Here is a 26,052-nt window from a genome sequence, read left to right as displayed (position 1 = left end):
TAACGGCTTACCCCGACTCCAGGCCAGCAGGACCATGACCATCAGCTATCCCGGCCCGGCCAGCGCGGCCTGCCAGCAGGACTGGCAGCGTTTCGACCGCGAGCACGTCTGGATCCCTACAGTTCCCTCACCCGCCCGATCACCGCCTATCCGGTGGCCGGCGCCAGCGGCACCCGCATCCGGCTCGAGGACGGCCGCGAGCTGGTCGACGGCATGGCCAGCTGGTGGTCGGCTATCCATGGCTACAATCATCCGGTGCTCAACGCCGCCGCCCGCGACCAGCTGGAGGCCATGGCTCACGTCATGTTCGGCGGCCTGACCCACCGGCCGGCCGTGCGTCTGGCCGCCACCCTGATCGACATCACCCCGGAGCCGCTGCAGTACGTCTTCTTCGCCGATTCCGGCTCGGTGTCGGTGGAGGTTGCCATCAAAATGGCGCTGCAATACTGGTTCGCCCGGGGCCACAGTCAGCGCAGCAAGCTGCTGACCATTCGCGCCGGCTACCACGGTGATACCTTCGGCGCCATGTCGGTGTGCGATCCGGTCGGCGGCATGCATCACCTGTTCAGCGGTGTGCTGCCGCAGCACCTGTTCGTGAGAACGCCCGACTGCCGCCGCGATGACGAATGGCGCGAATCGCAGATCGCCGAACTCAGGCAGCACCTGGAGCATGCCGGCCATGAGATCGCCGCCGTGATCCTCGAACCCATTGTGCAGGGCGCGGGTGGCATGCGCTTCTACTGCCCTGAATTTCTGCGCCGGGTGCGCGCCCTGTGCGATGCGCACGAGGTACTGCTGATCTTCGACGAGATCGCCACCGGCTTCGGCCGCACCGGCGAGCTGTTCGCCATGCACCACGCCGACGTGGTGCCGGACATCCTGTGCCTGGGCAAGGCCCTGACCGGCGGCTACATGACCCTGGCAGCGACCCTGTGCAACGCCCGGGTGGCCGAAGGCATCAGCGAGCACGATCCGGGCGTGTTCATGCACGGGCCGACCTTCATGGCCAACCCGCTGGCCTGCAGCGTGGCGCAGGCCTCGATCGAACTGCTGCTGGAATCGGACTGGCGGACAAATATCCACCGCATCGAAACGGCGCTTGAGACCGGTCTGGCACCCTGTCGTGAACTGGAACAGGTGCGCGACGTGCGGGTGCTGGGCGCGATCGGGGTGGTGGAACTGATTCATCCGGTGGACATGCACACACTGCCCGAGGCCTTCGTCCAGCGCGGGGTGTGGGTGCGGCCCTTCCGCAACCTGGTGTATGTGATGCCGCCCTACATCATCAGCGACGAGGAACTGGGAGTGCTGACCGTGGCGATCTGCGAGGTGGTGCGGGAGTGTTGCTGAGTTTCAGGCCTGGGTGATGGGTAACGCAGAGGACGCGGAGACGCGGAGACGCGGAAACGCGGAAACGCAAAGGAACATCAAGGCTGAGAAAACTTCTTTCTGCCATCCGGACTCATTTTTCCCGTCATTCCCGCGCAGGCGGGAATCCATTGACCACAGCGGTTACTGGATTCCCGCCTGCGCGGGAATGACGGACAATCGTATATTCAGAACAGAATGTAGGTTGGGCTGACGCAGGAAGCCCAACACTCCTGACGTATCCCCTGTCGGGCTTCGCCTGCGCTCAGCCCAACCTACATCACTTGATATTCCTCTGCGCCTCCGCGTCTTTGCGCCCTCTGCATTTATCCCGCCACAGCTCAATCCCGATACCGCTTGACGATATCCCCATAGGCATCGATGCGCCGGTCGCGCAGGTAGGGCCAGACGCGGCGCACCTGCTCGCTGCGTGACAGGTCGATGTCGACGACCAGGGTTTCGGCGTCCTCACCGGCCCGGGCCAGGACCTCACCCTGGGGGCCGGCGACGAAACTGCTGCCCCAGAAGCGGCTGCCGGCAGTCTGACCTGAGGGGTCGGGCTCGAAGCCGACCCGGTTGCAGGCCAGCACCGGCAGGCCGTTGGCCACGGCGTGGGCGCGCTGGACGGTCTCCCAGGCCTCGCGCTGACGCTGCTGCTCGTCCGGCGTGTCGTCGGGGTCCCAGCCGATGGCGGTGGGATAGAGCAGCAGCTCGGCCCCGGCCAGGGCCATCAGGCGCGCGGCCTCCGGATACCACTGGTCCCAGCACACCAGCACGCCCAGCCGGCCGAGCGCGGTGTCGATGGGCTCGAACCCGAGATCGCCCGGAGTGAAGTAGAACTTCTCGTAATAGCCGGGATCATCGGGGATATGCATCTTGCGGTAGCGCCCGGCCAGGCGGCCGTCGGCGTCCAGCACCACGGCGGTGTTGTGATACAGGCCGGCGGCGCGGCGTTCGAACAGGGAGGCGACGATAACCACGCCGAGTTCGGCGGCCAGGGCAGCCAGCCGTTCGCTGCTCGGCCCGGGGATCGGTTCGGCCAGATCGAAATGCCGCGCCTCCTCGGTCACGCAGAAGTAACGGCTGTTGTGCAGTTCCTGCAGCAGCACCAGCCGCGCGCCGCGCGCGGCGGCATCCCGCACGCCCTGGACCATGGTGTCCAGATTGGCGGCCGTGTCCTCACCGCAGGCGGCCTGCACCAGCCCGACTGTGAGCGTCTTCGTCATGCCCGGGTACCTGTCCCGTCCAGGACTCCGCCTGGCAGTTGCATGGTCACACAATGCAGGCTGCCGTACTGGCGGATCAAGGGGCGGCAGTCCAGCGCGACCAGCTCGCGCTCGGGAAAGGCGGTGGCCAGGCGGTCGCAGGCGAGATCATCCAGCGGGTCGCCGTAGACCGGCACCAGCACGGCCTGGTTGAGGATCAGGAAATTGGCATAGGTGGCGGGCAGGCGCCGCCCCTCGGCATCATGAATCGCGGCCGGGAGGGGCAGGGGGATCAGTTCGTAGGGACTGCCGTCGGGGCGGCGCAGGGCCTCGAGTTCGCGCTGCATGGCCTGCAGCGGCACATAGTGAGTGTCGGCCGGATCCTCGCACTGCACATGGGCGATGGTGTGGTCATTGCAGAAGCGGGCGAGGGTGTCGATGTGGCCGTCGGTGTCGTCGCCCTCCAGCGCGCCGTGCTCCAGCCACAGGATGCGCTCCACGCCCAGGTGGCGGCGCAGCCGCTCCTCGAGTTCGAAACGGCCCAGGCCCGGATTGCGTCCGGGACTGAGCAGACAGGAAACGGTCGTCAGCAGGCTGCCGGCGCCGTCGACCTCGATGCTGCCGCCTTCCAGCACCAGATCGACCGGTTCCACCGGGGTGTTGCCGAAGGCGCCGGCCTCGGCCAGCCGGCGCGTGACCCGGTTGTCGAGTTCGGCCGGATACTTGCCGCCCCAGCCGTTGAAGACGAAATCGAGCAGCACCGCGCGCCCGTCCTGCTGTACGGTGACGGGGCCGTGGTCCCGGACCCAGCTGTCGTTGGAGGCGGCGACATAGAGCTCGACCCGGTTGAGATCGGCGCAGGAATGCATCAGCAGATCGGCCACATGGGCGCGGTGTTCGTCGTCGTGGCAGGCGATGAGCACGGTTTCGCGCCGGGCGATCTCGCAGGCCAGGCGCGCGAACAGGGCATCGACTTCATCGATGTGAGCGGCCCAGTCGCCGTGATAATGCGGCCAGGTCAGCATGACCGCATCCTGGGGTGCCCATTCGGGCGGAAGATAGGGTCGGGTCATGCGCAGAGAGGAAATATCAGCGCTGATCGCGGCGCACGACCGCGTGAATGACGCGATCGTGCTCGAAATAGACGGTGAAATCCGGGTATGACCAGCGGGTGATGGGCGGCTCGCCGACGGCGGGCAGGGCCTCGCGCGGCTCGCCGAAGCGGCTGCGCACGGTTTCCATGCTCGTTCCCCGCGCCGGGGTCGGGACCGCGGCGCTGTCCGCGACGGTATCGATCAGCAGCACCTCGGCCTGCAGCGGCAGGGCGGTCAGCGCCAGGACCAGGACGGCGAACAGGGACGGAAACCGGTACATGGTTGAATCTCCTTGCAAAGCAGGTTTTGCGGCAACTATATCACGGCCCCCCATGAATGCGAATCTGGACGGCCGCCGGGTGCAGAGCGGCGGTAAAGTCCGGGCCCGGGATGCCGACATACTGAGCATGAACAGCACCCTGTCCGCACACCGCTGCCGGAACACGGCCCTGGGTCTGGTACTGGGCCTGGTTGCCGGTTCCGCCCTGGCCCAGATCGCGCCACGCCACTACCAGGCCGATTTCGAAACCGCCGACTGGCGGGTCGAGGCCGGCAGTCGCAGCTGTGCGCTCAGCCACGAGGTACCGGGCTTCGGCACGGTGCGCTTCGTCCAGCACTGGGCCGAACCGATGCGGTTCCAGGTGCGGGTGCCGATGGCGGTGTCCGATTACTCCCGGGTCAGCATCCATTCCACGCCCGCGCCCTGGCAGCACGACGGCGGGGCCAGGGATATCGGCAGCGTACGGGTCGCCAGCGCCATGCAGCCGCTCGACCTGCAGGGTGGGGCGGTGCGCACGCTGCTGCACGAACTGGAACAGGGCCGCTTCACCCGGCTGGACTGGCAGCCGGAACAGGCGGCAGCCGAACCGCTGGTGGTCACCGTCCCGGCGGTGCGGCTGCGCAACGCCCTGCCCGAATTCCAGCGCTGCCTGGCCGGCGTCATGCAGCTGGACTTCATGCCGACAGGCGAATACAGCGTGAGCTTCGACAGCAATTCAACCCGTCTGAGCTACCTGGCCCGGCGCGCCCTGGAGCCCGCCATCCGCCGGTATAAGGCCAGCCGCGGCGGTGTTGCCCGTATCGTGGTCGCCGGTCATACCGACAGCAGCGGGGCGGCCTGGGCCAATGAGAAGGTTTCGCTGGCACGGGCCCGGGCGGTGCGTGACTACCTCACCCGGCGCGGCATCCCGGCCGGCCGTATCGAGATCCGCGGTTATGGTGAACGCTGGCAACTGGACCCGGACAACCCCGCCGGCAACCGCCGGGCGACGGTCTGGCTGGTGGAAAAGTGATCGGTAAGCGCCCCTGACGGTCACGGCCGCCGTTCGTCTTCCCCGCTGCCGGATTTCTCCTGCACTTCATCTTCCTCTTCCAGCTCCCAGCTGTAACGCCGCCGTTCGACCGGATCGCGCCGGCGCAGGGCGAAGGCGGCCAGCAGACCGCTGAGTGCACCGAACAGGTGGTACTCGAAGGAGATGCCGGGCGCGAGCGGAAACACACCCCAGATCATGCCGCCATAAAGAAAGAACACCAGCATGGACAGCGCCATGGCACTGCGGTCGCGCCGGATCACCCCGCTGGCGAAGATGAAGAACATCAGTCCATGGGTCAGGCCGCTGGCGCCGATATGGAAGCTGTCGCGGCCGAACAGCCACACGCCCAGCCCGGACAGCAGATAGATCGCCGGCAGGGCCAGTCGGCTGGCCCGGGGATAGCGGTACAGACTGACCACCAGCAGCAGGAACAGGGCCGGCGTGTTCACCGCCAGGTGCGACCAGGAACCGTGGATCCAGGGCGCGGTCAGGATACCGGGCAGACCCGTGATTTCACGCGGAAGCACGCCCAGGCGCTGGGCCGGCCAGTCGAAAAACGTATGAACCGCATGCAGGCACCAGAGCAGGGCGATGACCAGCCCCACACCGAGGGCGATCTGTTTGAGACGGCCGTCACGCGGATGATTCATGCCGGCACCTTCAGCCACGTCGGCTGACACGATTCGCAATTGCGCCGAAGTGTGGTTTAATCCGCGCATGTTTCGCCCCTACGAAATCTTCATCGGGCTGCGCTATACCCGCGCCAAGCGCCGCAATCATTTCATCTCCTTCATCTCGCTGGTTTCCATCCTGGGCATCGCGCTGGGCGTGACCGCGCTGATCACGGTGCTGTCGGTGATGAACGGCTTCGAAAACGAGTTGCGTACCCGCATCCTGGGCATGGCATCGCACGCCACGGTGACCTCCGCCGGCGGCGGTATCGACGACTGGCAAGGTATCATGCAAACGGTCACGCAGCATCCCGACGTGGTGGGCGCCGCACCCTTCGTCCGCGGCGAGGCGATGCTGGCGCTGAACGAGCGGGTCAGCGGTGCCATGCTGAGGGGTATCCTCCCCGGGCAGGAAGGGGCGGTCTCGGACGTCGGCGCGCACATGAAGCTGGGCCGGCTGGAAGATCTGCGGCCCGGTGAATACGGCATCGTGCTGGGCAGCGAGCTGGCCTACAGCATGGGCGTGCGGGTCGGCGATCGCATCACCGTCATCAGCCCGCAGGCCACGGTGACGGTTGCCGGCGCGCTGCCGCGGCTGCGGCGCTTCACCGTGGTCGGCCTGTTCGAGGTGGGCATGTATGAATACGACCGCGGCGTGGCCCTGGTGCACATGCAGGATGCGGCGAAGCTGTTCCGGCTGAACGACCAGGTCAGCGGGGTGCGGCTCAAGCTGCGCGACCTGTTCGAGGTCAAGCGGGTGGTGCATGAGCTGTCCACGCAGCTGCCGGTGCGCTACCGGCTGTCCGACTGGACCCGCGAGCATCACAACTTCTTCCGCGCCATCCAGACCGAAAAGCGGGTCATGTTCGTGATCCTGGCCCTGATCGTGGCGGTGGCGGCCTTCAATATCGTGTCCACCCTGGTGATGGTGGTCACCGACAAGCAGTCCGATATCGCCATCCTGCGCACCCTGGGTTCGACCCCGGGCTCGGTGATGGCCATCTTCACCATCCAGGGCCTGGTCATCGGTGTGCTCGGCACCCTGCTGGGCATGGCCGGCGGCATCGGCCTGGCGTTGAACGTGGAGACCCTGGTGCCGGCCATCGAGCGCTTGTTCCAGGTCGAATTCCTGCCGGCCGACGTCTATTACATCAGCGACCTGCCGTCGGACCTGAACTGGCCAGATGTCTGGCACATCAGCTCGGTGGCCTTCCTGCTGAGCCTGCTCGCCACCCTGTATCCGGCCTGGCGGGCCTCCCGCACCCAGCCGGCGGAGGCGTTGCGTTATGAGTGAAGCAGCTATACCGGCGGTCGAGTGCCGCAATCTGGCCAAGACCTTCATCCAGGGCCAGTACCGGGTGGAGGTGCTGCGCGGCGTGGATCTCAGCGTGGCGCCGGGCGAGCGGCTGGCCGTGGTCGGCGCCTCCGGCAGCGGCAAGAGCACCCTGCTGCATCTGCTCGGTGGGCTGGACATCCCCACGGCCGGCGAGATCCGGGTGGACGGTCAGCCAATCAATGCCCTGAGCGACCGCCAGCGCGGACTGCTGCGCAACCGGGCCCTGGGCTTCGTCTACCAGTTCCATCACCTGCTGCCCGAGTTCAGCGCCCTGGAGAATGTCGCCATGCCGCTGCTGATCCGCGGCGAGTCGGTGCGTACGGCCCGCGACCAGGCCGCACGGCTGCTGTCAGGGGTGGGACTGGGCGACAGGCTGCGGCACAAACCGGGCGAGCTTTCCGGCGGCGAACGCCAGCGCGCGGCCCTGGCCCGTGCCCTGGTCACCCGGCCGCGCTGCGTGCTGGCCGACGAGCCGACCGGTAACCTGGACCGCGCCACGGCCGAGGAGGTCTATGGCCTGATGCTGGATCTCAATCGGGAATTCGGCATCAGTTTCGTGATCGTCACCCACGACCCCACCCTGGCTGCACGCATGGACCGGGTGGTGGAGCTGGTCGACGGGAAGGTCAGGTACGAGGGAGAGTAGGATGGGGTACGGCGCACAGCGCCTTCACCCATCCTACAACTCCCCTCGGCCCTGGCACCTGGAACCTAACGTTTTTTTACGCCGATAGCGGCGAATGACATACAGGCGCCATAACAACCGCACGCTGGCATAGCCCAGGGCCGCCGCCAGCACGCCGGCGATCAGGCTGCCCAGCACCAGCGGCTGCCATACCTGGCCCAGGGTATGCAGCGTCTCCCAGGACAGACTGAAATCGAGCCGCATTGCCGGCCGGTCCAGCAGCCAGGCACCCAGACGGTAGGTGGAGTAGAACACCGGCGGTATGGTCAGGGGATTGGTGCTGAATACCAGCAGCAGGGTGGCGGGCAGGTTGACCCGCAGCCAGATGGCCAGCAGCGCGCCCAGCAGCAGCTGGCCCGGTATCGGCAGCAGGGCGCAGAACAGGCCCAGCGCCACCGCGCCCGAAATCGAGCGCCGGTTCAGATGCCACAGGTTCGGATCCTGCAACCTGCAGCCGAAGCGGCGCAGCTGCGGGTGCTCGCGCAGCTTGACCGCATCCGGCAGGTATTTTCTGATAAGGTGTCTGGGCATGTCCTGTGCGCCATACCGGCAGGGAAGCCGGTGCCGTCAATAAACCTGGTTACCGTGTTCAGGGACGAACATGTATCGCTATGCCATCGCCTTTCTCGGCGGCACCCTGTGCCTGCCGTTGTGTTTCAGCCGCCTGCCCGATCCGCTCTGGGCCTGGGCGCTCGCCGCGGCCCTGCTGTTCAGCCTGTTTCGCCGACATCTGTATCTGGCTGCCGCCCTGGCCGGCCTGGCCGGTTTCTGGTGGCAGGCCGCCGCGCAATTGCAGTCGCAGCTGCCGCCGGCGCTGGAAGGCGAAGATATCACCCTGGTCGGTGTTGTCGATGATATCCCCGCGCGGGGGCAGCGGGTGCTGCGTTTTCCCTTCCGTGTCGAGGGTCGCGTGGACGGTCCTCTCCCTGTAGCGTTCCCGCAGCGCCTGCGCTTGAGCTGGTATGACCCGCAGCAGCGCCCGCGGGTGGGGGAGCGCTGGCGGGTGCGGGTGCGGCTGAAGCCGCCCTGGAGTTTTCGCAACCCGGGCGGCTTCGATTACGAGGCCTGGCTGTTCCGCCAGCGCATCGGCGCCACCGGCTATGTCCGGGATCAGGCCGGCGAGCGGCTGGCCGAACCGGCCTGGTACCGGCCGGCGGCCTGGCGCCGGGGTCTGCACCGGGCCTTCGAGGACCGGGTGCTGTCGCGGCCGGGCGGGGAGGTCATCCTGGCGCTGGCGCTCGGGGCCCGCCATGGGCTGACGGACGCCCAGTGGGACCTGTTCCGGGTCACCGGCACCAGTCACCTGATGGCCATCTCCGGCCTGCATGTGGGCCTGGTCGCCGGACTCTGCTTCGGTCTGCTCCGGCTGTCGTGGGGGCTCTCTCCCGCCCTGGTGCAGCTGTTGGCCGCGCCGCGGGCCGGCGCCCTGGCAGCCATGGCCGGGGCCCTGGGCTATGCCGCCCTGGCCGGCTTCTCCATCCCCACCCAGCGGGCCCTGATCATGATCTGGCTGGCCTGTACCGCCGTCTGGCTGCAGCGTCAGGTCCATCCGCTGAACACCCTCGGACTGGCCCTGATCCTGGTGCTGTTGCACGACCCGCTGGCGGTGCTGGGCAGCGGCTTCTGGCTGTCGTTCGGGGCGGTGCTGCTGCTGGTGCTGTTCTACCTGCGCCTGCGCCGGACCCCGCCGGCGGCTTCGGCCGCGGGGCGCGGCTGGCGGCTGATTCAGGCCCAGTTGCTGCTCAGTCTCGGGCTGATGCCGCTGACCGTTCTGAGCTTTCATACCGCCGCCTGGCTCTCTCCCCTGGCCAATCTTGTCGCCATTCCCTGGGTCAGCCTGGTGGTGGTCCCCCTGACCCTGCTCGGGGTTGCGCTATTCGCGCCCGCACCCGGCCCGGCGGAGGGCCTCTGGGCCCTGGCCGGGCTGGCCTATACGGCACTCGAATGGCTGCTGGGCCGGCTGGCGGCCGTCCCGCTGGCGGAACTCCACCTGGCCCGGCCGCTGTGGACAGTGGTCCCGGCCCTGGCCGGCGTGCTGGGCCTCCTGGTCTGGAGCGGACGGCCCTGGCGCCGGGGGCTCTGGGCGCTGCTGATCCTGCCACTGCTCCTGTACCCGGCAGCGCGGCCGCCGCCGGGCACGGCCTGGGTGGATGTGCTGGACGTGGGCCAGGGCCTGGCGGTGGTGATTCGCACCCGTCAGCATACCCTGGTCTATGACACCGGCCCGCGCTTCGCCTCGGGGCTGGATACCGGCGCGGCGGTGCTGGTGCCGTTCCTGCGGGCGGAGGGCAGGACGGCGGTGGATACACTCATCGTCAGCCACGGCGACAACGACCACAGCGGCGGCGCCGGCTCGCTCATCGAGGCCTACGCGCCGGCGCGGGTTCTGTACAGCGACCCGCCGGCCCCGGCCCCGGATGCCCGTCCCTGCCGCGACGGCCAGGCCTGGACCCGGGACGGCGTGCGCTTTCGCATCCTGCACCCGGCGGATGACGGGGCAGGGCGCAACGACGCCTCCTGCGTCCTGCTGATCGAGACCGCCGGCGGCGCCCGGCTGCTGCTGCCGGGCGACATCGAGGCCGCAGCCGAGTACGCCCTGCTGCGCCGTCACGGCACCGACCTGCGGGCCGACGTGCTGGTCAGCCCGCATCACGGCAGCCGCACCTCCTCGACGCCGGCCTTCATCCGCGCGGTGGCGCCGGACCTGGTCATCCACCCGGCCGGACGGGCCAATCGCTACGGTTTTCCGCATCCCGACATCCGCGCCCGCTATCGGACCCGGGGCGCGGAACAGCGGGTCAGCGGCTGTACCGGCGCGCTACACCTGCAACTGGACAGCCCGGACGCACGGGCGGCCGTTTCCAGCTACCGTGAACGCGCCCGGCGCCTGTGGCACCGACCGGATCCCGACTGTGACCGGCAATGATGCACGCCCGGACGCGAATCCGTATCATACGACGGGTTTACGGAAACCCTGCGAGGGACGCGACGTGCTGGAACTGGTCAAAGCCGGCGGCTGGCTGATGCTGCCCATCATTGCCTGCTCGGTCATCGCCCTGGCGATCATCGGGGAGCGTCTGTGGATGCTGCGGGTGCGCCGGGTGGTACCGCGCCATCTGGTCGCCCGGGTCTGGACCTGGATCCGCGATCAGCAGCTGGACAATGTGCACATTCATTCCCTGCGCACCGGCTCGCCCATGGGGCGCATCCTCGCCGCCGGCCTGGTCAACCGTCATCATGAACGCGAGATCATGCTGGAAGCGATCCAGGACACCGGCCGTCATGCCGCGCTGGAGCTGGAACGCTACCTCAACACCCTGGGCACCATCGCCGCCATCACCCCGCTGCTGGGCCTGCTGGGCACGGTGATCGGCATGATCAAGGTGTTCTCGGTCATCACCACCCAGGGCGTGGGCGACCCCGGCGTGCTCGCCGGCGGCATCTCCGAGGCCCTGATCACGACCGCCGCCGGCCTGACCGTGGCCATTCCCAGCCTGATGTTCTATCGCTACTTCCGCGGCAAGGTCGACATGCTGGTGGTGCGCATGGAGGAGGAGGCCATGAAGATGGTCGAGGTGATGCAGGGTGAGCGCGAGGCCGACACTGATTTCCAGGAGCCGGCATGAGACTGCGCACCCGCGAACGGGCCGAGCCCGACGTCAATCTCACCCCGCTGATCGATGTCGTCTTTCTGCTGCTGATCTTCTTCATGATCTCGACCACCTTCGAACGCGAGGCCCAGCTTCAGGTGGAACTGCCCGAGGCCAGCACCGAGGCCGAGAAGGCCCCGCCCGAGCGGCTCGAAGTCACCATCAAGAGCAACGGTGACATCTTCATCAACGACCAGCAGGCGGTGAACAACAAGCCGGAGACCCTCACGCGCGCCATCAAGGAACTGCTGGGCGACAAGCGCGACCTGCCCATGATCATCCGCGCCGACAGCGACAGCGCCCTGCAGTACGCCGTGACCCTGATGGACATCGCCCGCCAGCTCGAGATCAAGCAGGTGTCGCTGGCTACCGTGCAGACCGACACCGACGGGCAGTGATGGCAGGCACGGCATGGGCGGACTACCGGCGCCTGCTGGCCTATGTCCGGCCCTACTGGAAGCCGTTTCTGCTCGCCAGTCTGGTGATGGCGGTCTACGGCTCGACCGACGCCATGTTCGCCGCCCTGATGAAGCCCATGCTGGACGAGGGCTTCGTCGCCCGCGACCCGGACATGATCCGGCTGGTGCCGCTGCTGCTGATCCTGCTGTTCGTGTTCCGCGGCCTGACCGGCTTCGCCTCCAACTACGGCATGAACTGGGTCGGCCGGCGGGTGATCGAGACCCTGCGCGGCGAACTGTTCCGCAAGCTGGTGCGCCTGCCCGTGGCCTTCTATGACCGCAGCACCACCGGCGATCTGGTCGCGCGGCTGATCTATCACGTCGAGCAGGTGGCCCAGGCCAGCACCAACGCCGTCACCATCCTCATCCGCGACAGCTTCACCGTGCTGTTCCTGCTGGCCTGGATGTTTCTCATCAACGGCTGGCTGGCGGGGCTGTTCGTGATCATCGGCCCGGTGATGGCTGTGCTCATCCGCAGCGTCAGCCGGCGCCTGCGCGAGGTCAACCGGCGCATTCAGGATTCCATGGGCGATGTCACCCATCTGGCCGAGGAGGCCGTGACCGGGCAGCGGGTGATCAAGGCCTTCGGCGGCGAGGCGGTGGAAGTGGCCGCCTTCGACGCCGTCAACAAGAAGAACCGCTCCCTGCAGATGAAGATGATCGCCACCAGCACGCTCAGTGTGCAGCTGGTCCAGCTGCTGGGCGCAATCACCTTCGCCCTGGTGATCTGGCTCGCCACCCGCCACCCGGCCGCCGACGCGATCAGCGCCGGGGACTTCGTCTCCTTCATTACCGCCATGATGCTGCTGATGCCGCCGCTCAAGCGGCTGACCAGCGTCAATGCCAGCCTGCAGCGCGGCATCGCCGCCGCCTCCAGCCTGTTCGGCCTGCTCGACACGGCCCCGGAGGCGGATACCGGTACGCACGAATGCCGCCGGGCCCAGGGGCGGCTGGCATTCGAAGACGTGCGCTTTCGTTACGATACCGGCCAGCCGCCGGTACTGGACGGCGTGAGCTTCACCATCGAACCCGGCCAGACCGTGGCGGTGGTCGGCCGCTCGGGCAGCGGCAAGTCAACGCTCGCCAACCTGATCCCGCGCTTCTACGAACCCGAGTCCGGCCGCATCCGCCTCGACGGCGTGGGTCTGCATGACTACCGCCTCGCCGACCTGCGCCGCCAGATCGCCCTGGTCGGCCAGGAGGTGGTGCTGTTCAACGACACCGTGGCCCGCAACATCGCCTACGGCCAGAGTGAAGGCGCCCCGCGCGAGGCCATTGAGCGCGCCGCCGAACTGGCCAGCGCCATGGACTTCATCCGCGAGCTGCCGCAGGGGCTGGACACGCCGGTGGGCGAACACGGCGCCATGCTCTCCGGTGGCCAACGCCAGCGCATCGCCATCGCCCGAGCCCTGCTCAAGGACGCCCCCCTCCTGATCCTGGACGAGGCCACCTCGGCCCTGGACACGGAATCCGAACGTGCCATCCAGGCCGCGCTGGAGCGGCTGATGCAGGGCCGCACCACCCTGGTCATCGCCCATCGGCTGTCCACGGTGGAGCGGGCCGACTGCATCCTGGTGCTGGACCAGGGCCGGGTGGTGGAGGCCGGCCGCCACGAGGAACTGCTGGCGCGCGAAGGCCACTATGCCGGCCTGTACCGGCTGCAGTTCAGTGACAGGACCCTGATGTAATGTGGAACCGGCTCTGGTACGAAGGCCATCCCCTGGCGCTGGCGCTCACCCCGCTGGCACTGCTGTACTGCGCGGTGGTGTGGCTGCGCCGCCAGGCCTACCGCCTGGGCCTGCGGCCTGCCCACCGCGTGGGCGTGCCGGTGATCGTGGTCGGCAATATCACCGCCGGCGGCACTGGCAAGACCCCGCTGATCGCCTGGCTGGCCGCCTGGCTGCAAGCACAGGGCTACACACCCGGCATCATCGCCCGCGGCTACGGCGGCAAGGCACGCCACTGGCCGCAGCAGGTACGCCCCGACAGCGACCCGCGCACGGTCGGCGACGAACCCGTGCTGCTGGCCCGGCGCACCGGCTGCCCCATGGCCGTCGGCCCGGACCGCGCCGCCGCCGCCCGGGCGCTGCTGGAGCACAGCGACTGCGACATCCTGATCAGCGATGACGGCCTGCAGCACTACGCCCTGGCCCGCGACATCGAGATCGCCGTGGTCGACGGCGACCGCCGCTACGGCAACGGCTTCTGCCTGCCCGCCGGCCCCCTGCGCGAACCCAGATCCCGACTCAAGGACATCGACCTGATCGTCTGCAACGGCACCCCGGGCCGCGGCGAGTTCGGCATGCACTACGTGCCGGGAGAACTGATCAAGGTGCATGATCACAACCAGCGACTGGCCCCCGACCAACTGCGCGGCCAGTCCGTCGACGCCGTCGCCGGCATCGGCCACCCCGAGCGCTTCTTCCGCCTGCTGGAACGCCAGGGCCTGACCTGCCGCAAGCAGCGCACCTTCCGCGACCACCACACCTGGCGCGAGACCGATTTCGACTTTGCCGACGATCACACCCCGGTCGTCATGACGGAAAAAGACGCCGTCAAATGCGAACGCCTGTCCCGCGACAACCTCTGGTACCTTCCCATCCAGGCCGAACTCGACCCCCGCATCGAAACCCGCCTGCAACGCCTGCTCCAGGAGAGGAGCACTCATGACAAGCGTGTCGTCACCCCGGAGAAATCCTGATCAATCCCATCATCCCGTATTTTTTCCATCATCCCGTATTTTTTTCCGTCATCCCGGCGAAGGCCGGGATCCAGTACCCACAGCGGCATCTGGATCCCGGCGTGCGCCAGGATGACGATGACAGGCAAAACGACCGCCTTCTAAGCAATCCCCGGACGACTTAGACGAACCCCATGAATGCGTTACACTGTCCCCCATCAGCACAATCCCCGGAACCCACACCCATGGACAAAAAACTCCTAGACATCCTCGTCTGCCCCCTCTGCAAGGCCCCCCTGGTCTACCTCAAGGCCGAACAGGAACTGATCTGCCGCGGCGACCGCCTGGCCTATCCCATCCGCGACGGCATCCCGGTCCTGCTGGCCGACGAAGCCCGCGAACTGCCCCCGGAAGAAGAGGTCCCGAAGGGCAGTACTCCTTGAGCATGGTATTTTCGCGTTCAGCGCTTCCCCGGGTGTTTCGCCGCAAGGCGCAGCCTGCAGGCAATGGCCGCTCCCTTGTCAAAGGCTGCAACGCCGCGGCGGGACACCCGGGGAGCGTCCTTCGGATCAGCTTGTCAGCCTCCATGGACAGCGTTGCGCCTCTTGGCAAGGGGGCCCCATTCCCGGCGAGGCGCGCCTTGCCATGAACACTGACAAGCTGACTGAACGCGAAAATACCATGCTCAAGGAGTACAGAACCGCATGAGCTTCAAGGTCGTCATCCCGGCGCGCTATGCCTCCAGCCGCCTGCCGGGCAAACCGCTGCTGGAGATCGCCGGGCGCCCCATGCTCGAACACGTCTACCGCCGCGCCTGCGAGAGCGGGGCAGGGGAGGTCATCGTCGCCACCGACGACGACCGCATCCGCGAAGCCGCCGAGGCCTTCGGCGCCGGCGTCGCCATGACCGCCGCCGACCACCCCTCCGGCACCGACCGCATCGCCGAGGTGGCCGAGACCCGCAACTGGCCTGCCGACGCCATCATCGTCAATCTCCAGGGCGACGAGCCCCTGATGCCGCCCAGCCTGATCCGCACCGTCGCCGAGGCCCTGGAGGCCCACCCCGACGCCGACATCGCCACCCTGTGCACCCCCATCGACTGCGCCGAGGACTTCTTCGACCCGCATATCGTGAAAGTGGTGCGCGACAGCCAAGGCTACGCCCTGTACTTCAGCCGCGCCCCCATCCCCTGGGACCGCGACGAATTCGCCACCGGCAGCAAGACCCTGCCCAAGGGTGTACCCCACCTGCGCCACATCGGCATGTACGCCTACCGCGCCGGATTCCTGCAACACTACCGACAGCTGGAACCGGCGCCGATCGAAAACAGCGAGATGCTGGAACAGCTGCGGGCGCTGTGGCACGGTGTACGCATTCATGTTGCAGACGCGCCGGAGACGCCGGGGCATGGGGTGGATACGCAGGCTGATCTGGAAAGGGTAGCGGGACTGTTGGCAGCAGAGTGATCAGCCGGAATTGACTCACAAGTTCGATCCATTGTTAGGTAACCATGCATTGGGATGTGACAAAAGTACGCCCCCTTGACGACTATCAGATTTATGTCGAGCTGGAGGACGGTCGGAAGGGAATATTTGACCTCAAACCATACCTGGATCATGGAGTGTTCAGGGAACTCAGGGATAAAGAATATTTTTCCGAGGTCGGGATTGTACTCGGCGCGGTCACCTGGCCTCATGAGCAGGATATTGCGCCAGAGACGCTGATTTCAGGATTGAAACCGGTAGAACATAAAGAAATCCTTGGCTAAACATATATCGCATCTGATGATGCAAAAATTAGGTCAAGGATCGGTGATTCTCAAAACAAAGCCAAGCGCCATAACTTGCGATGCGAAACAAGGATGTTTGATTGTAATTCCCAAGACTGCTCAGTCACGATAGTTATTATCAGTAGGTTGTTTGCTTTCGGCACAAAGCGGAACTTTAGCGATATATAAATTAGTAAATACTGAATAACTGTTGTCGGCCCACACTTACCATCTCTTTTGCCCGCGCGAATATCCGCCATTGCGGTGCAAACCGGTCGTTGTGCGGCCACGGTATGAGCGGGCGTTGGCGGCTTATCGTGCACAAAAAAACAGGGATAGCCGTAAAGGCTATCGACAAGGGTTCAGCTTGTGACATGTATCAAATAATCTCTTAATATCAATGGGAAAGCGAATATCGTCGATTTCGCGTTTGTCGGTAAGCTATACAGTCGGTTGACAGTGGCAAACCGGTCAAACAGGTAGGCAGGCAGTAAACTGAATAAATAACAGCATGTTACTCCCCCCTAGTGTTTCAATGGTCTGTATCTTGCCCAGGGAACTATCGTGATCGTGATAACAGCGGGCATTCAAACGCCCGCGATCGCCATCAACACAACGAAGCCCCGCAGTCTACGGGGTCAGGGGAGAATGGATATGGAATCACGTCTTTGGGGCGCGGCCAGCGCCTGCGCCATGGCACTGGTATCAGCGACCGCCCATGCCGCTGGCATTTCCGGCCAGGGCACCTGGGAGAGCACGCTGCAAGGGCGCGATCTGGACGGCAATTCGGCGACCATCGAAGCCTACTACGACACCACCCTGGACATCACCTGGCTGGCGGATGCCAATGCCGGTGTTGGCTCGGCGTTTGATGATGGCTTTAGTCCCAATGATGGCCGGATGACCTGGTCCTCGGCCAACGCCTGGGCGGCGGGTCTCGATGTCAACGGCATCACCGGCTGGCGGCTGCCGACCGTCACGCCGATCGACGGCACGAGCTTCAACACGTTGTTCAGCAACAACGCCACGACGGATAAAGGTTATGCCGACGCCGACGGCTGGGTGGACGGCTCGGGCACGCCTGTGTCGGAGATGGGGCATATGTTCTACGTGACCCTGGGCAACCTGGGGTTCTGCACCCCGAATGACACCAGCCCGGGTTCCTGCGTAACACCGACCGGCTCGGGCCTGTCCAACACCGGTCCCTTTTCCAACGTCCAGTCCGACTTCTACTTTTCGGGGTCGGCGTTGGGTTCCAGTAACGCCTGGGGCTTCTTCTTCCGCAACGGCACCCAGGACGCAATCGGCCAGAGCTTCAGCGAGTTCGCGTGGGCTGTTCGCTCCGGCGATGTCAGCGCCGTACCGGTCCCCGCCGCCGTGTGGCTGTTCGGCAGCGGCCTGCTGGGACTGCTCGGCTTGGCAAGACGCCAGCGCTGACATTTGGCGCTTTTGAGGGGGTTTGGGGGAGCCTTCCCCCAAGTGCCCGCCCGACAGGGCGGGCTGACGTGATTTTTCAATTAAAGGCAATTAAAGGGGTCGGTGACAAGTGGTAATCATTTGCATTAGCATTTGTCACCGACCCCTTTTCTGATGCTTGCTTACTGGGCTCGGTGTTAAGTGATAGCACAAAGTCGCACAACAGCAGCTTCCAGTCTGCACACAACGCGCGCCGGTCAGCAGATACGATGGCTCTGTGGCAGCTGTACACGCAGGTCGCACGTCGGCTTCTGGTCGTGTCCAGACAGAGCTGAATTCCCTTTACTTAACGTGCTCTCATGGGAATGAGAGTAGCATCTCAGGCTACGAATACCGACGATATTGCAATTTTGAATGAATTAGGTAATAAGATGTGATGGATTCTTCTCAAATTATAAGCCAAATCCTGACTGCGCTATGGTGGTTGGTTCCAGCGGCTATCATAATTAGTATTTTTCAATCAGCCTGGCTCAAAGGTGTTCTTGGAGAGGCGCTCGTCAAGGTAGCCTCTAGAATCAGTCTACCACGAAGAATCTATCATCCAATTCACAACGTGACATTGCCAGCATTGGATGGCACAACTCAGATCGATCATATTTTTGTATCGCGATTCGGTATCTTCGTTGTTGAGACAAAAAATATGAAGGGTTGGATTTTTGGCGACAAAAATCAGGCTCAGTGGACTCAAAAAGTCTTTAAGAAATCGTTCAAATTTCAGAATCCTTTGCGTCAGAATTACAAGCACACAAAGGCGCTTGAGGCGGCACTAGACGTGCCTGCGGAAGCCATTCGGTCTGTTATCGTTTTTGTGGGCGAAGGTACGTTTAAAACGCCAATGCCACCAAATGTAACTCGGGGTGGCGGCTATATTTCCTACATCAAATCATTCCGCGAGCCTATTTTGTCTGAAGTGCAGGTGCTGGCTGCTGTGACACAGATTGAGTCTGGACGCCTTGTGCCATCTCGTGAAACACACCGCAACCACGTTCAACATCTCAATTCGCTCTCGCGCGAGGCTAAGGAGAAACGGCAAGATGCAAAATCTTGATCTCAAACCGATCCATTATTTTTAAGCTTGGATTTAAACCTGCGGACATAGAATAATGAGATTATTTAATGCGCTAGTATTATTCGTTTTTAGTTTATGCGTTTGGGCTGATGAATCGGAAACACCTTTTGATGTGCCTGCGGGCATGGTTCAAGCCATCTTGAAAGAAGATGTGGAACACACACAAGATGCCGAGTGCACGGTCGATTTTTCAAGTTTTTCCTACGAAGGCGAGTGGGGCCCTGGTTTCACGTTGCGTGCTCACGGTGAAGGGAAAAAATTCGTTCAAATTAGTATGGCACGTGCAGAAACAGATAAGGGATATGTATTTTTTATTGAAGCCGGGAATGATGAAGAAATGTATTACAATTTTCCGTTTTCTGGCTTTATCAATAGATCCAAGAGAGTTACTTTTAGATTGAGCTGGCGTGACGATGGCGCTTTCGTATATATGGTCCAAGCAGGCAAGTCATTTGGACGGGGGAATATTATTATTCCACAATTCACGGCAACAAAATTTTCTGTACATGCAAGTGGAGTAAAGGGTAAATCAATATGTAAACTTGCAGTATAAGCTATCAGCAATCCCATATTGCCAACGTCGGCTCTTGGTCGAAAACGGACTTGTTAGGTAACTGATACTTGCTCATCAAATACTTCCAGTTGCAGCTATCAACCTCTATTCCGGGGACAGTATACCTAATTCCCAGCACACCAAGGCAGTGCTTGTAGGATTAATATACTGTCCCCGGATTCGGCTTCCATGCCACATGCTGTTCATGGCAAGAGTTCGAATCCCTCGATGCGGAAATCCGAGTCCAGGGCCAGAGCGGTGGTTATGCCGAGGCGGCGCATGAGCGCGAAGGAGGTGCAGTCGGTGAAGCTGTAGTGCTTGTCGGCGCGGTTGCGGAACAGTGCCCACGCGGCCTGTTCGTCTTCTGGCAGGAGGCGGATTTGGTCGACTGTATTGGGGTCGAGCAGGACGTTTCCGACGCGTTCCGCGACAGTGTGTCCGAGACGGTAAAGACACAGTGAAATGGTTTCGTCGAAGATGTAATTGGAAGTGGTCAGGCGCCCCTCGAAGCCATCAAGTACCGCGCGCACAGCGGCATGATCCGGATCCCGACGATTGGCGAAGGCAAACCACAGGCGCTGGTATCGACAAACAGCCGCTGCATCAGTCGGCGTCTTCCCCATACAGGTATTGGTCGTGGTCACGGCCATAGGAGGCGGTGTCCTCTCCCATGCCGCCGATCTCGCCGAGGCGGCTTTTCTGTCCGGCCGGTGGACTGAGCGCGGTCTGCAGAATATCGCGCACCACCGCTGACATGCTGCGTCCTTCCCGCTCGGCCCGGGCGCGCAGAACCTGATATTGCCAGTCTTCGAGAATGATCTGAGTGCGGTGCATGAAAATATGCTGCACCATACACACGGTGTAATCAACATGACATCCATACACCATTTATTCAATAAATAACAATGAGATATAGAGGCTGCACATGCTCACCAGATACCTTCAGTTGCAGTTGTCCACCTCTGCCGGCATCTCCCTGCATGATGTCACTCCGCAGATCCGGGACTGCCTGGCCGACAGCGGTATCGGTAACGGCTTTGTCACCGTCACCTCCCGGCACACCACCACGGCATTGACCATCAACGAGAACGAGGCGCGACTGCTGGAGGATGTGAAGGACTTCTTTACTAAGCTGGTCCCGCCAAGGGACAGGTATCTGCACAACGATATCCATTTGCGCGACTGTCCAGCGGATGAGCCGGAGAATGCGCATTCGCATCTGGTGGCGATGATGCTGGGCAGTTCTGAGGTGGTGCCGGTGAGTGAGGGGCAATTGGTGTTGGGGCAGTATCAGTCGGTTCTGCTGGTGGAACTGGATGGGCCGCGGGAGCGGACGGTTGCGGTGCAGGTGGTGGGGGAGTGAGAGAGGCGTTCGCGGCTGACCGTAATGGTATCTAGATGAGACGGGAACGGCAGTAGACCGTTGGCGATGGCGGTTTCTGGATCCCCGCCTGCGCGGGGATGACGTTATAAAGTACGGGGATGACGGTTACGGCTAGGTGCCGGGGATGCTTATTTCTCCTGCAGCGCCTCGAACAGCAGTTCAATATCCGGGTTCGGCCTCTGTTCGCGGTCATAGAGCGGGATGGTGCGGGTCTGGGCGACGCGGCGGGTGGCATCCCCGAACTGGTTGGCCTGGATGGTCTTGTCCATGCCCAGGCACTCGATTACGACGCTGGGGCCGTCCTCCAGCACTTCCATGATGCGGCAGGCACGGTCCTGCACCTGCACCACCTGGCCGATGGCGGCGCGCAGGCGCTGGAGGTCGTCAATCGGTTCCTGATCGGATTCACTGTTCATTCCCGGATATTCGGTCATTCTCCACCCGGATGCAACTGGGCAGCGGGTTCCGGCTTCCCGAGTCCAAGTTATTGTTTTAGAATATAAGAATGTGGATTTGCAGTAACAGAGAAAGAGAAGCCGAACATGAGTGATCAGAACAAGGTGCGCGTGCTGTTCGTGTGCATGGGCAATATCTGCCGTTCGCCCACGGCCCAGGGCGTGTTCGAGAAGGTGGTCGAGGAGGCCGGTCTGCTGGACCGGATCGAGATTCATTCGGCCGGCACCCATGCCTATCATGTGGGTGAGCCGCCGGATGCACGGGCGCAGGAGGCCGCCGGCAAGCGCGGTTATGATCTGTCCGCGCAGCGCGCGCGCAAGGTGCAGGTCGAGGATTTCATCGAATTCGACTATGTGCTGGCCATGGATCGCAGCAACTATGCCGATCTGCAGGAACTGGTGCTGCCGGACTACGAACAGCGCCTGAAACTGTTCCTGGAATTCGCCCGGGAGTTGCAGGACACCGATGTGCCGGATCCCTACTATGGCGGCAAGCAGGGCTTCGAGCGGGTGCTGGACCTGATCGAGGCGGCCTCGCACGGGCTGCTCGAGCACATCCGGATCGAGCACAGGCTGTAGGCTACGATAAAAGTCGTAGGCCGGGATAAGCGCAGCGTGGAGATTGCCGCGTCACTTCGTTCCTCGCAATGACGGACAATTGTTTAAGGCCGTAGGCCGGGATACGCGCAGCGCCCCGGCCTACGTCTACCATCCAGCCTGCTATTCCTTGTTGCCCACCACCTTGGCCGGGTCCTTCGGCGCGGATTCGGCCGCGGGTTTGTCGGCCGGCGCATCGGAGCGTGCCGGGGCGGGCTTGTCCTGGCTGGCCGCCGGTGCCGGCCCGGCCGTGTCGCCGCCGCTCGGGGCGGGCTTGGGGTTGAGGGTGCTGTCAGCCGGCTTTTCGACCGGCTTTTCGGCCGGCTTGTCCTGGGCCTTCATTTCGACCACCTGGCCGCCGACCTGCTGGCTGCCATCCTTGCCCTGATCGCCGCCGGCGGCTTTGCTGGTGCCGGATTGTGCGGCGGGACGGTTTTCATTGTCCTGCGTCGGCGCCTGGCCCTGGTTCTCGCCCTGAGCCTGCGCCTGTCCGCCTTCGCGCTGGCGGTTGCTGCCGCCGGAGCGGCGCCGGCCGCTGCCGCCGCGCCGGCCCCGGCGACCGCTGCGGCCGCTGCGGGATTCGCGGCCCTGGGTCTGGCCGGATTCGCCGCCTTCACCCTGGGCCTTCGGCTCGGGTTTGGCCTTGGCCTCGGGTTTGGTTTCGGACTTGGCCTCGCCCCGGGTTTCCTGTGACCTGGCCGGCGTCGGCTTGTCCTGAGCGGCCTTGTCCTGGGACGGCTCCTGGCGCTTGGCCCGGCTGCGGTTACCGCCGCTGCGGCTGCCGGAGCTGCTGCGGCTGCGGCCGCCGCCGTTGCGGTTGTCACTGCGGCCTCCGCCCGTACCGCTGCGGCTGTCCTGACGGCCCTTGCCGCCGCTGGCGCGGGAGGGCTTCTCTTCCGCGCTCTCCCCCGGCTCCGGGGTGCCGAACAGGTTCGACCACAGGCGCTTGAGGAGACCGGGCTGACCGCCGGCGGCCGGCCGGGCCGGCGCCTCGCTGACAGGGGTCGGCGGCGGCACCGGGGAGGAGGGCACCAGCATCTTCACGGCCGGCTCCTCGACCCGACGGGTCACGGCCTCGCCGGCCGGCTCACCCGCCTCGAGCGTCTCCTCGGGGATGAGCTCGAAGCTGGCGGCGGCCTGCTCGCCCTTGACCTCGTCGGTGCGCAGGCGCCGGACCTCGTAGTTCGGCGTCTCCAGTGAGGGGGAGGGGATGAGCATGACGCTGACCCTGTAGCGTTGCTCGATCTCGTACAGCGGCCCACGCTTCTCGTTGAGCAGGAAGGTCGCCACCTCGACCGGCACGTGGGCCACCACGCGCGCGGTCTTCTCCTTCATGGCGTTCTCCTCGACGATGCGCAGCACCGCCAGGGCCAGGGATTCCACCCCGCGCACCGTGCCGTGGCCGTTGCAGCGCGGGCAGACGATCTGGCTGGACTCGCCCAACGACGGCCGCAGGCGCTGGCGCGACATCTCCAGCAGGCCGAAGCGCGAGATGCGCCCGACCTGGACCCGGGCGCGGTCCATCTTCAGCGCCTCCTTCAGGCGGTTCTCCACTTCGCGCTGGTGTTTGGCCGCGGACATGTCGATGAAGTCGATGACGATCAACCCGCCCAGGTCCCGGATGCGCAGCTGGCGGGCGATCTCATCGGCCGCCTCCAGGTTGGTGTTGAGCGCCGTCTCCTCGATGTCGCTGCCCTTGGTGGCGCGCGCCGAGTTGATGTCGATGGACAGCATCGCCTCGGTGTGGTCGATGACAATGGAGCCGCCCGAGGGCAGGGTGACGTCGCGCTGGAAAGCCGACTCGATCTGGCTCTCGATCTGGTAGCGCGAGAACAGCGGCACCGGGTCGTCGTAGCGCTTGAGCTTGTGCAGGTTGTGCGGCATGACGAGTTCCATGAACTCGCGCGCCCGTTCGAAGACCTGGGCGTCGTCGATCATGATCTCGCCGATGTCCGAGCGCAGGTAGTCGCGCAGGGCCCGGATGATGACGTTGCTCTCCTGGTAGATCAGGAACGGGGCCTTGCCCTCGTCGGCGGCCTTCTCGATCGCGCTCCAGAGCTGAAGCAGGTAGTCCAGGTCCCACTGCAGCTCCTCGGTGGAGCGGCCCACGCCGGCGGTGCGCACGATCAGCCCCATGCCGTCCGGGATGTTCAGCTCGGACATGATGTCGCGGACCTGGCTGCGGTCGTCGCCCTCGATGCGGCGCGACACGCCACCGGCGCGCGGGTTGTTGGGCATCAGCACCAGATAACGTCCGGCCAGGCTGATGAAGGTGGTCAGCGCCGCACCCTTCTGGCCGCGCTCCTCCTTCTCCACCTGGACGACCAGTTCCTGGCCTTCCCTGACCGCATCCTTGATGCTGGGGCGGCCGTCGCCGGACAGCGCCTGTTCGGAGAAATAGCTGCGGGCGATTTCCTTGAGCGGCAGAAAGCCGTGGCGGTCGGCGCCGTAATCGACGAAGGCCGCTTCCAGACTGGGTTCTACACGGGTGATCTTACCCTGGTAGATATTGGATTTTTTCTGCTCGCGGGAAGGGACCTCGATATCGAGATCGTAGAGTTTCTGGCCATCGACCATGGCCACGCGCAACTCTTCGGGTTGAGTTGCATTGACAAGCATTCTTTTCATAAGTCAGTTCTCGCCGTTGCTCGACCCGTTTCAGGTCAGGCCGCGCGGCGCGGCGCGGAGATGCCGCCGGCCAGGCGCGGTCCAGCAGCGGCTGCAGCCAGGGGGACAGACCCATCAGCACCAATAGTGCCCGGGTCCGCTCCGCAAGGCCGGTCGTGCTCGACATGAAACAGGGAACAAACAAATTCATGTGAAATGAAACCGTATTGCCTGAGTTTGAAACCGGCTGATGCAACGGCGGGATAATGTCTCGAACCGCGGGGGCTGCATCAGCCGGGGTGGCGTTGCGGCATGCGTGCGACCTGTTTTGTGTTGACAACTTGTCGGCGCGTGCTGCGCAGTCGCCTGCAATTCCGGTCCGCCGGCCAAAACCGGCCAACCGGGCAAATCGACGGCCCAACTATATCAACGGGCTCCCCTCAAATCAATTGCTTAGCGAGAAGATTTCCGTTCTGTTCCGAGCCCGCATTTCTCACCGCCCTTCTACTGCGACGGCCCCAGGGCACGCCCTGTCTGGCTTTCGCTCGGTCGGAGTGTGCTCGACATAGTGTCGACTATGCCTGCGCGCTCCTCGGTCGCGAAAGCCCGCCATACCGCACCCTGGAACCGTCTCGCGACGAACGGCGGTGAAAAATGCGGGCCAGCCGCTCCGGCTGCTATGATAGCCGGCCATGAATATGGACAAATCACGCGTCCAGATGGTGGAAATCGATGCCGAGGACGCCGATCAGCGCATTGATAACTACCTGCTGCGCATACTGAAAGGCGTGCCGCGCAGCCGTATCTACCGGTTGCTGCGCAAGGGGGAGGTCCGGGTCAACCGGGGCCGGGTCCGCGCCGATTACCGGCTGGGCGGGGGGATCAGGTCCGCATCCCGCCGGTCACGACCGCGGCGCAGAAGGCCGGTCCGGGCCCGGCGCCGGGCCGGCAGCTGGCCGGCCGTATCCTCTATGAAGACGACCGGCTGCTGGTGGTGGACAAGCCTGCCGGCATGGCGGTACACGGCGGCAGCGGTCTGAGTTTCGGGGTGATCGAAGCGCTGCGCGCGGCCCGGCCGGAGGCGAAGTTCCTGGAGCTGGTGCACCGGCTGGATCGCGAAACCTCGGGCTGCCTGATCCTGGCCAAGCGCCGCAGTGCCCTGCGGGCCCTGCACGAGCAGCTGCGCGAGAATCGCATGGACAAGCGCTACTTCGCCCTGGTCCGGGGCCAGCTCGCTGCCGGGCGGCAACGGGTGGAGGCGCCGCTGCGACGCAACCAGCTGCGTGGCGGCGAGCGCATGGTGCAGGTGGCCGAGGACGGCAAACCGGCCCGCACCGATCTGCGCCTGGTGGAGGCCTGGCCCGGTGCCAGCCTGGTCGAGGCGGTGCTGCACACCGGCCGCACTCACCAGATCCGGGTGCATGCGGCCCACCTCGGGCATCCGCTGGCCGGGGACGACAAATACGGCGATCCGGACTTCAACCGGGCACTGAAGGCCCGCGGCCTGAACCGGCTGTTTCTGCACGCCCACCTGATTGCCTTCGACCATCCGGCCACGGGCGAGCGGGTTCAGGTCAGCGCGCCCCTGGACGCTGAACTGCACGGGGTACTGGAAAAACTGCACCGCGACCCCATTATTCCCGCATCCCGGGAATCCTGACGCGCATTTGTCATCCGATCCGG

The 26,052-nt window shown here is 64.4% G+C and carries 25 protein-coding genes and 2 pseudogenes; 18 read left to right on the top strand and 9 right to left on the bottom strand.

All coding sequences use genetic code 11. The annotated features are described in order from the left end of the window. Nucleotides 1–34: 34 nt before the first annotated feature. A pseudogene (bioA, locus tag D6C00_RS00565) lies at nt 35–1,350 on the top strand (adenosylmethionine--8-amino-7-oxononanoate transaminase). Between the two features lie 359 nt (nt 1,351–1,709). Here the strand turns inward: bioA and D6C00_RS00560 are convergent. Genes D6C00_RS00560 through D6C00_RS00550 form a run of 3 tightly spaced genes read right to left on the bottom strand, consistent with a single transcriptional unit; the run spans nt 1,710 to nt 3,947 of the window. Further along, entirely contained in the window at nt 1,710–2,594 is an 885-nt protein-coding gene (locus D6C00_RS00560; protein ID WP_125179833.1) for a carbon-nitrogen hydrolase, read from the bottom strand. Continuing rightward, complete coding sequence (locus D6C00_RS00555; RefSeq protein WP_177433213.1) at nt 2,591–3,673, bottom strand: agmatine deiminase family protein; 1,083 nt, start codon at nt 3,671–3,673, stop codon at nt 2,591–2,593. The genes D6C00_RS00560 and D6C00_RS00555 overlap by 4 nt, the downstream gene beginning before the upstream one ends. Next, nucleotides 3,663–3,947, bottom strand: coding sequence for a hypothetical protein (locus D6C00_RS00550; RefSeq protein ID WP_125179831.1), 285 nt, complete (start codon nt 3,945–3,947; stop codon nt 3,663–3,665). The genes D6C00_RS00555 and D6C00_RS00550 overlap by 11 nt, the downstream gene beginning before the upstream one ends. A gap of 52 nt (nt 3,948–3,999) precedes the next feature. Between D6C00_RS00550 and D6C00_RS00545 the strand changes: the two genes are divergently transcribed. Further along, nucleotides 4,000–4,959 carry a MotY family protein gene (locus D6C00_RS00545; protein WP_158675233.1) on the top strand — a complete coding sequence of 320 codons (960 nt, stop codon included), beginning with the start codon at nt 4,000–4,002 and terminating at the stop codon, nt 4,957–4,959. A gap of 20 nt (nt 4,960–4,979) precedes the next feature. Here the strand turns inward: D6C00_RS00545 and D6C00_RS00540 are convergent, their stop codons facing one another. Then, complete coding sequence (locus D6C00_RS00540; protein WP_125179829.1) at nt 4,980–5,630, bottom strand: rhomboid family intramembrane serine protease; 651 nt, start codon at nt 5,628–5,630, stop codon at nt 4,980–4,982. Between the two features lie 67 nt (nt 5,631–5,697). On the opposite strand from D6C00_RS00540, the gene D6C00_RS00535 reads away from it, so the two are divergent. Both D6C00_RS00535 and lolD read left to right on the top strand, forming a co-directional pair. Further along, on the top strand, nt 5,698–6,945 hold the full coding sequence (locus D6C00_RS00535; protein ID WP_125179828.1) for a lipoprotein-releasing ABC transporter permease subunit: 1,248 nt from the start codon (nt 5,698–5,700) through the stop codon (nt 6,943–6,945). Then, a complete protein-coding gene (lolD, locus tag D6C00_RS00530; RefSeq protein WP_125179827.1) occupies nt 6,938–7,633 on the top strand; it encodes a lipoprotein-releasing ABC transporter ATP-binding protein LolD in 696 nt (231 codons plus the stop codon). Before D6C00_RS00535 ends, lolD begins: the two co-directional genes overlap by 8 nt. 33 nt (nt 7,634–7,666) lie before the next feature. On the opposite strand, the gene D6C00_RS00525 is transcribed toward lolD, so the two are convergent. Next, nucleotides 7,667–8,203 (bottom strand): DUF2062 domain-containing protein, encoded by a 537-nt coding sequence (locus D6C00_RS00525; RefSeq protein WP_125179826.1) that lies wholly within the window; start codon nt 8,201–8,203, stop codon nt 7,667–7,669. A 70-nt stretch (nt 8,204–8,273) separates the two neighbouring features. Here D6C00_RS00525 and D6C00_RS00520 point away from each other — a divergent pair, with 70 nt between their 5' ends. From D6C00_RS00520 to D6C00_RS00470, 11 genes are all read left to right on the top strand, one after another. Next, nucleotides 8,274–10,598 (top strand): DNA internalization-related competence protein ComEC/Rec2, encoded by a 2,325-nt coding sequence (locus tag D6C00_RS00520; RefSeq protein ID WP_125179825.1) that lies wholly within the window; start codon nt 8,274–8,276, stop codon nt 10,596–10,598. Between the two features lie 64 nt (nt 10,599–10,662). Continuing rightward, nucleotides 10,663–11,298, top strand: coding sequence for a MotA/TolQ/ExbB proton channel family protein (locus D6C00_RS00515; protein WP_177433189.1), 636 nt, complete (start codon nt 10,663–10,665; stop codon nt 11,296–11,298). Further along, nucleotides 11,295–11,720 carry an ExbD/TolR family protein gene (locus D6C00_RS00510; protein ID WP_125179824.1) on the top strand — a complete coding sequence of 142 codons (426 nt, stop codon included), beginning with the start codon at nt 11,295–11,297 and terminating at the stop codon, nt 11,718–11,720. The genes D6C00_RS00515 and D6C00_RS00510 overlap by 4 nt, the downstream gene beginning before the upstream one ends. Next, nucleotides 11,720–13,468: a lipid A export permease/ATP-binding protein MsbA gene (msbA, locus tag D6C00_RS00505; RefSeq protein WP_125179823.1), complete on the top strand. Its 1,749-nt coding sequence runs from the start codon at nt 11,720–11,722 to the stop codon at nt 13,466–13,468. The genes D6C00_RS00510 and msbA overlap by 1 nt, the downstream gene beginning before the upstream one ends. Next, entirely contained in the window at nt 13,468–14,481 is a 1,014-nt protein-coding gene (lpxK, locus tag D6C00_RS00500; protein WP_125179822.1) for a tetraacyldisaccharide 4'-kinase, read from the top strand. Before msbA ends, lpxK begins: the two co-directional genes overlap by 1 nt. 224 nt (nt 14,482–14,705) lie before the next feature. Continuing rightward, nucleotides 14,706–14,903, top strand: a complete 198-nt coding sequence (locus D6C00_RS00495) for a Trm112 family protein (protein ID WP_125179821.1) — start codon at nt 14,706–14,708, stop codon at nt 14,901–14,903. Between the two features lie 261 nt (nt 14,904–15,164). Continuing rightward, nucleotides 15,165–15,926 carry a 3-deoxy-manno-octulosonate cytidylyltransferase gene (kdsB, locus tag D6C00_RS00490; RefSeq protein WP_125179820.1) on the top strand — a complete coding sequence of 254 codons (762 nt, stop codon included), beginning with the start codon at nt 15,165–15,167 and terminating at the stop codon, nt 15,924–15,926. A gap of 56 nt (nt 15,927–15,982) precedes the next feature. Then, nucleotides 15,983–16,228, top strand: coding sequence for a DUF2442 domain-containing protein (locus D6C00_RS00485; RefSeq protein WP_241546756.1), 246 nt, complete (start codon nt 15,983–15,985; stop codon nt 16,226–16,228). A gap of 654 nt (nt 16,229–16,882) precedes the next feature. Then, complete coding sequence (locus tag D6C00_RS15355) at nt 16,883–17,665, top strand: DUF1566 domain-containing protein (RefSeq protein WP_158675232.1); 783 nt, start codon at nt 16,883–16,885, stop codon at nt 17,663–17,665. A 415-nt stretch (nt 17,666–18,080) separates the two neighbouring features. Next, a complete protein-coding gene (locus D6C00_RS00475; protein ID WP_125182300.1) occupies nt 18,081–18,752 on the top strand; it encodes a nuclease-related domain-containing protein in 672 nt (223 codons plus the stop codon). Between the two features lie 55 nt (nt 18,753–18,807). Continuing rightward, on the top strand, nt 18,808–19,326 hold the full coding sequence (locus tag D6C00_RS00470; protein ID WP_125179818.1) for a hypothetical protein: 519 nt from the start codon (nt 18,808–18,810) through the stop codon (nt 19,324–19,326). 203 nt (nt 19,327–19,529) lie between these two features. Here D6C00_RS00470 and D6C00_RS00465 read toward each other — a convergent pair whose 3' ends face one another. Together D6C00_RS00465 and D6C00_RS15350 are read right to left on the bottom strand one after the other, a co-directional pair. Continuing rightward, on the bottom strand, nt 19,530–19,976 hold the full coding sequence (locus tag D6C00_RS00465; protein WP_158675231.1) for a type II toxin-antitoxin system VapC family toxin: 447 nt from the start codon (nt 19,974–19,976) through the stop codon (nt 19,530–19,532). Further along, nucleotides 19,930–20,160: a FitA-like ribbon-helix-helix domain-containing protein gene (locus tag D6C00_RS15350; RefSeq protein ID WP_158675230.1), complete on the bottom strand. Its 231-nt coding sequence runs from the start codon at nt 20,158–20,160 to the stop codon at nt 19,930–19,932. The genes D6C00_RS00465 and D6C00_RS15350 overlap by 47 nt, the downstream gene beginning before the upstream one ends. A 91-nt stretch (nt 20,161–20,251) precedes the next feature. On the opposite strand from D6C00_RS15350, the gene D6C00_RS00460 reads away from it, so the two are divergent. Beyond that, complete coding sequence (locus tag D6C00_RS00460) at nt 20,252–20,689, top strand: secondary thiamine-phosphate synthase enzyme YjbQ (RefSeq protein ID WP_125179816.1); 438 nt, start codon at nt 20,252–20,254, stop codon at nt 20,687–20,689. 149 nt (nt 20,690–20,838) lie between these two features. Here the strand turns inward: D6C00_RS00460 and D6C00_RS00455 are convergent, their stop codons facing one another. Further along, nucleotides 20,839–21,126, bottom strand: a complete 288-nt coding sequence (locus D6C00_RS00455; protein ID WP_125179815.1) for a hypothetical protein — start codon at nt 21,124–21,126, stop codon at nt 20,839–20,841. A gap of 126 nt (nt 21,127–21,252) precedes the next feature. On the opposite strand from D6C00_RS00455, the gene D6C00_RS00450 reads away from it, so the two are divergent. Further along, nucleotides 21,253–21,744: a low molecular weight protein-tyrosine-phosphatase gene (locus tag D6C00_RS00450; protein ID WP_125179814.1), complete on the top strand. Its 492-nt coding sequence runs from the start codon at nt 21,253–21,255 to the stop codon at nt 21,742–21,744. Nucleotides 21,745–21,885: 141 nt separating this feature from the next. On the opposite strand, the gene rne is transcribed toward D6C00_RS00450, so the two are convergent. Further along, nucleotides 21,886–24,390: a ribonuclease E gene (gene rne / locus D6C00_RS00445; RefSeq protein ID WP_125179813.1), complete on the bottom strand. Its 2,505-nt coding sequence runs from the start codon at nt 24,388–24,390 to the stop codon at nt 21,886–21,888. A 671-nt stretch (nt 24,391–25,061) separates the two neighbouring features. On the opposite strand from rne, the pseudogene rluC reads away from it, so the two are divergent. Beyond that, a pseudogene (rluC, locus tag D6C00_RS00440) lies at nt 25,062–26,029 on the top strand (23S rRNA pseudouridine(955/2504/2580) synthase RluC). Nucleotides 26,030–26,052 lie beyond the last annotated feature (23 nt).

The sequence above is a fragment of the Thiohalobacter thiocyanaticus genome (assembly GCF_003932505.1).
Lineage (GTDB): Bacteria > Pseudomonadota > Gammaproteobacteria > Thiohalobacterales > Thiohalobacteraceae > Thiohalobacter > Thiohalobacter thiocyanaticus.
This window is presented reverse-complemented; position numbering and strand designations above follow the sequence as displayed.

What these genes read in the sequence shown, in the direction of transcription:
- D6C00_RS00560 (WP_125179833.1), bottom strand. Translation starts at nt 2,594, where the DNA reads ATGACGAAGACGCTCACAGTCGGGCTGGTGCAGGCCGCCTGCGGTGAG.
- D6C00_RS00550 (WP_125179831.1), bottom strand. Translation starts at nt 3,947, where the DNA reads ATGTACCGGTTTCCGTCCCTGTTCGCCGTCCTGGTCCTGGCGCTGACC.
- D6C00_RS00545 (WP_158675233.1), top strand. Translation starts at nt 4,000, where the DNA reads ATGAATGCGAATCTGGACGGCCGCCGGGTGCAGAGCGGCGGTAAAGTC.
- D6C00_RS00540 (WP_125179829.1), bottom strand. Translation starts at nt 5,630, where the DNA reads ATGAATCATCCGCGTGACGGCCGTCTCAAACAGATCGCCCTCGGTGTG.
- D6C00_RS00535 (WP_125179828.1), top strand. Translation starts at nt 5,698, where the DNA reads ATGTTTCGCCCCTACGAAATCTTCATCGGGCTGCGCTATACCCGCGCC.
- lolD (WP_125179827.1), top strand. Translation starts at nt 6,938, where the DNA reads ATGAGTGAAGCAGCTATACCGGCGGTCGAGTGCCGCAATCTGGCCAAG.
- D6C00_RS00525 (WP_125179826.1), bottom strand. Translation starts at nt 8,203, where the DNA reads ATGCCCAGACACCTTATCAGAAAATACCTGCCGGATGCGGTCAAGCTG.
- D6C00_RS00520 (WP_125179825.1), top strand. Translation starts at nt 8,274, where the DNA reads ATGTATCGCTATGCCATCGCCTTTCTCGGCGGCACCCTGTGCCTGCCG.
- D6C00_RS00510 (WP_125179824.1), top strand. Translation starts at nt 11,295, where the DNA reads ATGAGACTGCGCACCCGCGAACGGGCCGAGCCCGACGTCAATCTCACC.
- msbA (WP_125179823.1), top strand. Translation starts at nt 11,720, where the DNA reads ATGGCAGGCACGGCATGGGCGGACTACCGGCGCCTGCTGGCCTATGTC.
- lpxK (WP_125179822.1), top strand. Translation starts at nt 13,468, where the DNA reads ATGTGGAACCGGCTCTGGTACGAAGGCCATCCCCTGGCGCTGGCGCTC.
- D6C00_RS00495 (WP_125179821.1), top strand. Translation starts at nt 14,706, where the DNA reads ATGGACAAAAAACTCCTAGACATCCTCGTCTGCCCCCTCTGCAAGGCC.
- kdsB (WP_125179820.1), top strand. Translation starts at nt 15,165, where the DNA reads ATGAGCTTCAAGGTCGTCATCCCGGCGCGCTATGCCTCCAGCCGCCTG.
- D6C00_RS15355 (WP_158675232.1), top strand. Translation starts at nt 16,883, where the DNA reads ATGGAATCACGTCTTTGGGGCGCGGCCAGCGCCTGCGCCATGGCACTG.
- D6C00_RS00475 (WP_125182300.1), top strand. Translation starts at nt 18,081, where the DNA reads ATGGATTCTTCTCAAATTATAAGCCAAATCCTGACTGCGCTATGGTGG.
- D6C00_RS00470 (WP_125179818.1), top strand. Translation starts at nt 18,808, where the DNA reads ATGAGATTATTTAATGCGCTAGTATTATTCGTTTTTAGTTTATGCGTT.
- D6C00_RS00465 (WP_158675231.1), bottom strand. Translation starts at nt 19,976, where the DNA reads ATGGCCGTGACCACGACCAATACCTGTATGGGGAAGACGCCGACTGAT.
- D6C00_RS15350 (WP_158675230.1), bottom strand. Translation starts at nt 20,160, where the DNA reads ATGCACCGCACTCAGATCATTCTCGAAGACTGGCAATATCAGGTTCTG.
- D6C00_RS00460 (WP_125179816.1), top strand. Translation starts at nt 20,252, where the DNA reads ATGCTCACCAGATACCTTCAGTTGCAGTTGTCCACCTCTGCCGGCATC.
- D6C00_RS00455 (WP_125179815.1), bottom strand. Translation starts at nt 21,126, where the DNA reads ATGAACAGTGAATCCGATCAGGAACCGATTGACGACCTCCAGCGCCTG.
- D6C00_RS00450 (WP_125179814.1), top strand. Translation starts at nt 21,253, where the DNA reads ATGAGTGATCAGAACAAGGTGCGCGTGCTGTTCGTGTGCATGGGCAAT.
- rne (WP_125179813.1), bottom strand. Translation starts at nt 24,390, where the DNA reads ATGAAAAGAATGCTTGTCAATGCAACTCAACCCGAAGAGTTGCGCGTG.